Annotated in this window: 2 protein-coding genes; both read right to left on the bottom strand. The window is 35.1% G+C overall.

Annotation, left to right across the window (positions count from 1 at the left end):
* Positions 1 to 3,429, bottom strand: a 3,429-nt coding sequence (locus ABD935_RS06515; protein ID WP_345190909.1) for a M14 family zinc carboxypeptidase, incomplete at its 3' end; no start/stop codon positions are given.
* Positions 3,430 to 3,665: 236 nt separating this feature from the next.
* Positions 3,666 to 9,227 (bottom strand): DUF8202 domain-containing protein, encoded by a 5,562-nt coding sequence (locus ABD935_RS06510; RefSeq protein WP_345190908.1) that lies wholly within the window; start codon positions 9,225 to 9,227, stop codon positions 3,666 to 3,668.
* Positions 9,228 to 9,296 lie beyond the last annotated feature (69 nt).

The raw sequence follows: 9,296 nt of genomic DNA, 5'->3' as shown, positions 1-9,296 counted from the left end.
TGCTGTAATGTCCCCGTCTTTATTATCGGTAGCCGTAGCTCCTTCTTCAGTGTAAGAATCACCAATATTTAAATTAATGGTTGCGTTCCCAACTAATGCAATAACTGGAGCTGTAGTATCTGGAACAACATTTACAGTTCTATCAACTTGAGTCGCAGCGTTACCAGCAGCATCATTCACGTTATAGGTTACTGTGTAAGTTCCAGTAGTATTAGTATCTACTGCATCACCACCAATAACGATGTTTGCTGTAATGTCCCCGTCTTTATTATCGGTAGCCGTAGCTCCTAGTTCGGTATAAGCATCACCAAGATTGATATCAATATTACCAGGACCAATTAGAGTAATCATAGGAGCTGTAGTGTCAACAGAATTAATTCCTGTAATAACTATCTGGTCTATATAAACCTGGTCGTTATTTCCAGAAGCATCACATTGAATTCTAAATTGAGCATTATTGGATAAGTTAAAAGAATTATCTAAAGTAAATGCGACATTATTGATTGAGTTATTAATTAACGTAGAGCCACTAACCCATGAAGTAAGAATTTCCCAACCTGAACCATCATTATATAATAGTAATAAATCCTCATCATTCTCCATGCTATTAGCATAGAAAAAGAAATTAAATTCAACACTGTCAAAACCAGAAAGATTAAAACTTGGAGATGTCATAGAAGAAGCAACACCAGTATTATCCCTCAATTGAATGGAATAATTACCTTCATAAGAATTTACAGATGCGACTCTTGCGCAATCATTTCCACCATCAGTCCAGCCATCTAGTCCGTTTTCAAAATACCCTTCATATAATTGGACATTTGAGCATGGGGCACAAGACGATCCACCACAATCAACTCCAGTTTCAGTACCATTTTGAATACCATCAACACAGGAAGGCGCAGCTAATGTTGAAATATTTAATATATTACTTGTTTCAGATTGGTTTCCTGCAGCATCTTTTGCAATAACACTAAAATTGTAAGCTGTATTAGCGGTTAGACCTATAACAGGATAAGAAGTTCCACTAACCGAATCAATAATATTTCCATCTTGATAGATATCATAGGCAATAACACCAACATTATCATTAGATGCCGTCCAATTTAAATCAACAGTATTCTCTGTAATGTTAGAGGAAGCAAGGTTTTGTGGGGTGGATGGGGCAGATGTATCTGGACCTGCTGGTTCAATTGTAATAGTATAATCTTCTACTTCGCCATATTGAAAAGATTGACAGGCCGTTGGTATAGCATTGTATTGCATAGAAACCCTCATTCGAGTAGCGTTTTCGATAGCATTACTAGGTATGGTAAATGAACCACTTACATTTGTTGAGTTAATTGGAGATTGTGAAAACACTTGCTCACCTAAATCGTTAAAATCACCATCTGCATTATAATCAATCCATACTGAATAAGCTTCTGTATATACTGTGCCAGGCCAAGTAGGAGTAATAGTAATTGTGTATTGTGAATTTTTGGTTAGTATTGTTGAAATGTTTGTGAAATCTGAATAGAATTGAGCTCCAGATATATTATCTATTGAATTTAACTGAACTCTACTAATATATTCATCATTAACATTACTACTTGTAGAAGTACAATAGTTAACCGCTGTTGTTGTAAAAATAGTAGAGGAAGTATAGGCAGAACTTGATCCAGAACATACACTTCTTACTTGTACTTCATAATTAGTTGATGTATTAAGTAAAGATATATTATAAGGAGATGAAGTTAATCCAGTTACCTCTATCCAATTAAAAGAACCTACTTCTCGATATCTTAAATCAAAAGTTGCTCCTGCACTTGAGTCCCATGAAATAGAAGCAGAATCAGTTGTTATGCTAGAGGCTGATAAGTTGGTTGGAACTGCTGAGGTTATAGGGGTTAAAAGTACATCTGCTAAAGCTTTAGTTTCATAATCTAATATGGTTTGGTTGTTAAGTGTGAAAGATTGATAACAATCTGCTTCAAATAAAATATCATATGTACCAGCTTTTACTGGTCTGTAATAATCTCCTTTAGTGGCGTCAGAATATGTATGTGAACCATACGCATCATGACCAACAAGAGTAACAGTTGTCTCAATTGGAGTATTTGTATTTGCATCTTTAACAATGCCTCTAAAACCATAGGTTCCTTGTGTTAAATAATCTAGCAGGGCATCACGATTATAAAGCCAGTAATTTACTAGTTGGCTTTCAGGTAATATTTTTGTGTCTGATAACTCAATAGTAACTTCTTTACATTGATGGTAAAAATTCATGAAATCTTGACGTCCACCATAAACACGATACCACTCGGCACCATGTGTTACTCCTGGGCTAGGGTAAACGTTACTATCATCATCTGCGGTCATATATGTGTTGTCCCCTAAAGCATCGCTATCATTTTGTGCATGAGTTGCATATTCTACACCTGTGAATTCAAACCAATCGCCATCTGGGTGTGTGTATTGACTAACGTAAGCATTATCAAAAGGATAATTTACTAATTCTGTGCCCCCATGAAAATTAGCAGAAAGAACAAAATGATTGGCATCTGCTAATGCCATAAAAGCCAATGTTTCTATTTGGTAAGCGTTACCGTCATCATGAGGCCCAGCTACATTATCCGGATAGTTTCTGTTTAAATCTAAATTGTTGAAATTACCTCTTCTAGCTCCAGTTACAGATGTGTTTCCTGCACTACCATAATAAGTTCCGTCTGGGTTTGCACTTGGGTTAATCCAAATTTCAGCATTTTCAACCAAGTTTTTAACTCTAGCATGGTCGGCATGTCCAGGATTAGAATACACAGTTAGAATATAATCGATAAGACTTAACATCATTGGGTATCCAGCTATTTCATCTCCATGCATGGATGACGTGAACATGAGTTTAGGTTCTTGTTCGTCAGTGGATACATTATCTGAAATTTTCACAAAGAGTAACTCTTTCCCATCATTTTCGGTTGTAGATCCAATACTGAATTTATCTACCAGAGTAGGGTAGTCATTCTCAAAATCCTGCATTTGTTGCGCGTATTCTGCATAAGTTGGGTAATTGTCAACAGGGAAAGATAGTGTGTTTGCAAGACTTTTAGAAGTTAAATTTTTTGTTGAGGACTTAGATTTATTATCATAGATTAAGTTTGCATCTACTTCATTTTCACTTTCAGGTACTTCAAAGGGAATATTTTTTGATTTAAAAACCCTGAACTGATTTTCATTAGCCCAAGCTTTAACAGTTTTAGTTTTTGGGTCATAATTTACAATAGAGAAATCTCTAGTGTAATGATCAATTTCATTTTTATTATTTACTTTAAAAGTAAATGTAATCTCACCTTTGAGAGATAAATATTTTTCGGCTTTTTGTTCGTTAATACTTTGCGAGGAAACAAGTCCAAAATTGAATACAATAAAAAGTGATAATAAAACTTTTTTCATGAGAGTTGGTTATTATAGGTTAATTAATTTGATGATGAATTTAATATTATATTCTAATACTTTTCATAGATATATGATCTAATTGTCTAATTATAATTTTTTTTACGGTTTTTACGTAATAATATATCGGAAAATTCTTATATAATGGTGTTTATAGTATAGATATTAAGTATAAGCTAAATGAATTGTTAGGATTGGGTTTACTTAATAAAAAGTTAAGATTTTGTATAGAAATATTATTTTATCAATACTTTTTTAGAAATAGTATTAACATCGGTTCTTAATTTAATTATATACGTACCAGCATTTAACGATTTTGTTTTATGCTCTATATAATTTTCATTAGAATTTTTATTACAACGATATACAGATTGACCAAGTATATTATATAATTCTATTGAGTTAATATTTTTACGTGTTGGATTATTAATAATAACACTCTTTTTTTCATTTGAAAAATAGGTTTCTAAGTTATCATTCTCTATTTCATCTGTACTTAAAACAGAATTTGAAAACGTGACTTCAAAACGATTTAGATATTCACCAGCAGATAAAAGCAATTCGTAATTACTTTGTTTTAAGTCATGATAAACATCAAGTGATTTATCATGTAAATAAATATTTTGATTGCTAGAGATATTTTCTAAGTTATCAATTTTAATAGTAGCAAGACCTTGGGTAGAAATTTTTAACCCTAAAGGTAAAACCTGATCGTTATTAAAATTATTTACCGCTTGAATTATTAATTTACCTTCGGTACCTAATATCCAATACATGTCTTCTTTATTCGTTTCATTTAATGCGCCATCATAAGCTAAATCAAATCCATTAGAAGCATTTTGATCAACACCAACAAGTAATTGTCTGTGGTAACCATCAGGGGAATCAAACATTAATCTGATTTTTTTTCTAGTATCAGTTGGTTGTTTAATTGTATACTTATTTCCTTTAGAACTGTTTTTTACAAATATCGAACCTGTATTTGCTCCCATAGTTTCCCCCTCTTTTTTGAAAACTCTTTGGTCATTTTCAAATATAATAGTACCACCATTGACAACTGTAATATCTGGGTCATTATCGTCACCAACTAAATCTGAATCAAAAATTGCAGACACAAAAAAACCTTGTCCAACAGGTATGTATCTTTCAGGTTCTTTGTTTCCTGAAATTCCTGTTGTATTAATTCTAACATCATTACTTATTGCTACAGCGCCGCCCATTAATGTGTAAGTTGCATAGCCACCTTCATATTGACCTAAATTATGAGTATTATCTGAGAAATGATCCCAGAAATATAAAGCGCCATTTATTACATTTAATGTATTTCCAGCATTACCTCCATCAGAAGCTCTTATATTATCTCTAATAAATTCATTAGCATCAATAGCTGATGGATAAGGGTTGCCAATTAAATAGTCATTACCAGCTGCAATTGCTAAGGTAATATCACCATTATTGGGTTGTCCTAAAAATTCATAGTTTTGATCTGGAGTTGCTGTGCCAGGCCCTTTCATAGTAAATCCTTGACCAGGTAATAAAGATCCTGTGCTTCTTACATGTTGCCATAAAGAATAATCGTCACTAATTCTATTTGCATATTTCCAAACCCAGTAATCGGCAACAGCAACAGGTGATGCCGTGCCATTATATCCAGAGGTAAGGAAGTTTGTACCATTAAATATATTTGGCAATGTAAAACTGGCATTACTAGTAGGAGCAACAGGTGATGACCAATAATTATATATATATGTATTTGAAGTACCCTGTTGGTCTCTTTCTAGAGTACCCGAACTAGAAGTGTCAAAATCACTCCTTTCTGTTTGTATGAGTTGTGACTCACCTTCTAAATCTATGGTGCCGTCAAGTTTCAAATAATGTGTAACTGTTAATCCAATACCTGTATTTGATGCGGTGTCTCCATTGACTTGTAAATCTCCGCTATTTATTATTAAACCTTGAACGGAGCAATCTCTTGATCTTGCGTCTGTAGGATTGTCTCCTAGGTATATGTTATCATTTATTTCAACAATATTCCAATCAATGGGGGTTGTATTGTCAACAATTGATAATGCGTTAGGTAACGGTTGTACGCTACTGTTTAACCATGTAGCATCAGCATCCCAAGAACCACTTGCTTGTGTTTGGTAAGGTAGTGGTGCTGTTTGTCTATCAACAGTATCTAAATTTCTTAGTGCCCCTTGGTTGCTATTTCCTGACATATCATTTGTGTTTGTATATGTATATACAGACATTGGATAATACCCTGCTAAATTAGACCAAGGAATAGTTATAGTTTCATTTTTTGTTATAGTATCTGGTAATACATCTCCATCTACATTTGAACTTATACTTTCCAACTCTTGGTTCATAATGTACCTTAATTGACTTACGGAAAGTGCTATATCCCAAACTCTAACTTCGTCAATATTTCCAGCAAAATGAGCTGTTGGTGCATTTTTTCCTGCTGCTGCAATAAAAAACGATTGTGTTGTTGCTACTGGTACAGGAAGAGAAGACGCCGTTGTATCTGGCACACCATCAATATATAAAGTGGCATTACCGCTATCATATATTATGGCTACTTGATGCCATTCATTTTCTGGTATAGCTACAGAAGATGTTATGGTTGCGGCTCCACCGTTTAAAACAAACTCAAAGTTTCCAGAGGCGTTAATTTTAAAATCATAACCTTCTGTATAGGTAGCGTCTCTTTTTGAAACTATAGAGGCATTTACAGTACCTGTATTTCTTTTTATCCATGCAGATATTGTGAAATTAGATGTGTTTAAATCTAATGCATCTTCCATATCTACATAATCAACTATACCGTCAAACTCTACAGAGCGTTCAACAATAACTTGTGGTGCATATCCAAATGTAATGTATTTTGTACCATCAAAATCATAGTCTGCATCAAGGTTTCCGCTACCATCTGGTGTCATCACTCTATAATCTGCTGTTGGGTCAAAAACACCTGTATCAGATATAAACATTAAAAAGCTTCCTGGGGGTGTAATGTTTCTTATGGCATTTTGTGGAATCCTTACTTTACAAGAAGGAATATCTCCACCGTTTTCAACAACTTTCCATATACGTTGCATAGCAGTAAACGATACATTAGTAGTAAGTGCAGGTGTAATGCCAGCGCTCATGTTAACACTTACAGTTGTAGCTGCTAAGTCTAAATCAATACCACTGTTACCCCAGGTTAGGTATTGCCTATCACTAAGTGCTGTTGGGTTTGTACTTATGTTTTGATTGTTTGTATCATAAATATCTGATAGTCCAATAGAAATAATACCTTCTGTAAGACCTGTGCCATCGGTGGCATTGTTAATACTACTTGATTGTTTTTGGTTTAATTCAGAAATATCATCACGACCAATACCTGCGATATCATAATTATAGCCTGAATTTGCAGATTGATCCCAAATAACATTCCCACCACCATCAACATAATCTTGAGATGTACCATTGACTCCAAGAGTAATACCATATTTTATGGCCAAATAAGATTGTATTCTATTACGATCTTGAGTTAAATCTGCATCACTTTTACGAGATGAATAGGTGATTATTTCTGCTATTCTTGCATCTGTTGTTGCTTCCCAACCTTCACTTCGTCCAATCCAATATCTTGTATTATTTACATTAGCAAAATCAGGCACATCATTTTGTGTTGTTTCAATGTCTGTTGCATTGTAATATAATTCTTGTTGTGTAGCTCCACTATTATTTCGTGCATTAATAATCCCAGCATTACTATATGTGTTACCCGTTCCTGTTTCTGCCACACCATAGCCTAAACCACTAGCAGTTGTACCGTGTGCATAAGAAATAATTTCACCTGTAAAACGTACTGAATAAGCACCTAAACCAATACCTGTAGCGTCCGTTTCATCTGTAGCAATATCTTCATCACCACAAAATACATCCATACTACCAAAGGAATTATTAACAGTAACATTTGGTAGTAAAACAACAAATACATCTTGTGAATAATATCCACCGGTACCCTGTAAAAACTCTGTTGTTGTATCATCAAAAGAGAAATCACTATCTAAACTAAATGCCGAAGAATTATTATTAAAATCTACTACCGGGTTAAAATTGATATTATAAGCGGGGTCGTCTCTATAAGTTGGTTCTACACCTACAACTGGAGCAGTGGCATCATTACCATTACTAGTTTGATCTTGCCATGTACTTACTGATTGACCAGTTGTATAACTTAATCCTGCATTACCTTTAAGCCATAACTCTAATCCACTATCTACACCACCTGGAGCTTGAACAAGTACACCTGTTCCGCGAATATTAAAAGTATATGGGTTTTCAGCACCAGTTGGGTCATCATTTGCAATAGTGACCGTTGCGTTTTTTACACCAATAGATGTCGGGTCAAAAGTTATAATAAAAGTTGTGTTGCTATTTGCTGCAATTGGAGTTAAAGGCACTGTAGTTACTGTAAAATCTGCGGCATCTGCACCTCCTATTTGTACTAGTGGTGCGCCTGTTAAATTTAAGCTAGTTAGAGTTCCTAAATTATTAATAGTAAAAGTATTTGCATTTGTACTACCAGTTATAATAACATTTCCAAAATCCGTATCATTTGTAGTCGATGGAATATTAGTTAGGGGTAAATCATGCGGAATGCTATTGCTATTAGCAGTAATATCTATTTCTTGTACTGTGGTTGTTCCAGTACCTTGTATATTAAATGTGTAAGGGCCTTCATCAGAATCATCATTTGCAATAGATACCTGAGCAGTTCGTAATCCTGTTACCGTAGGATTAAAAGTTATTGTAAAAGTTGTACTCCCAGCAGCAGCTATTGGAGTTGTAGGGATATCACTTGGCAATACTGATAGTGTAAAATCGCTAGTATCACCAGTAATTACAACATATGGGCTACCTCCTGTTAATGTTAGAGAAACCGCTCCTGTATTTTGAATAGTAAATATATTAGAGTTTGAACCTGATACTATATCTTCATTGCCAAAGTCAGTATCATTAGTTGTAGTTGGTGTATTTGAGAATGTAGGGTCGTTTACTATATTATTTGAAGCACCCACAATATTTATTTCTGGTTGTAATGTCCAGCTAATTACGACTAAACCGTTAGCGCCACTTCCACCATTTGTGTTAGTATTACTTGTTGTAGAACCACCAGAACCACCACCACCATAAATACTTCCATTATTACCATTGGTAATGCCACTTACACCGTCTGCGCCATTGCCACCATTTGTAGTGGTTCCAGCTCCACCGGTTTGCCCAGTTGCATTTACACCAGCTCCATTACTTCCAGCACCACCACCTCCACCTCCAGAGAATGTACCACCACCATCGGCACCATTACCACCTGAGTATGTAATTGTTCCTGTAGAAGCACCTGCTGAACCTCCTGTAGCTCCAGTTGTAGAGTTGCCTCCAGCTCCATTACCACCAGCAGCAACAACTGTTAAGCCGTCAAAAGATGATGAACCACCAACGGTGTTTTCAGGGCCACCATTTCCGATTGTAACAGCATAAGAATTTCCAGGTATAACAGTAACTACACTACTGGCATAAGCGCCTCCACCGCCACCGCCGCCACGTCGTCCTCCACCATTCTGTGTAGCATCACTACCACCACCACCTGCACCCCAGGCTTCTACTGTAATTGATGTTACTCCAACAGGAACAATAAAAGAACCATCTGTAGTAAATGTTTGGGATTGGGACATACCATCTGTTGATAATAACATACCAACTAGAAGTATACTAGACCTTAATAAAAAAGTAATTCTTTTCATGAGAGATTAAATTTAGCTTGGGACTAATTAATTTAGGGAACAAATATAAGTTTATACTCCATGAAACGC

The organism is Algibacter agarivorans, assembly GCF_039543245.1.
GTDB lineage: Bacteria > Bacteroidota > Bacteroidia > Flavobacteriales > Flavobacteriaceae > Algibacter_G > Algibacter_G agarivorans.
This window is presented reverse-complemented; position numbering and strand designations above follow the sequence as displayed.

Coding starts and splice junctions, on each gene's coding strand:
- ABD935_RS06510 (WP_345190908.1), bottom strand. CDS start 9,227: ATGAAAAGAATTACTTTTTTATTAAGGTCTAGTATACTTCTAGTTGGT.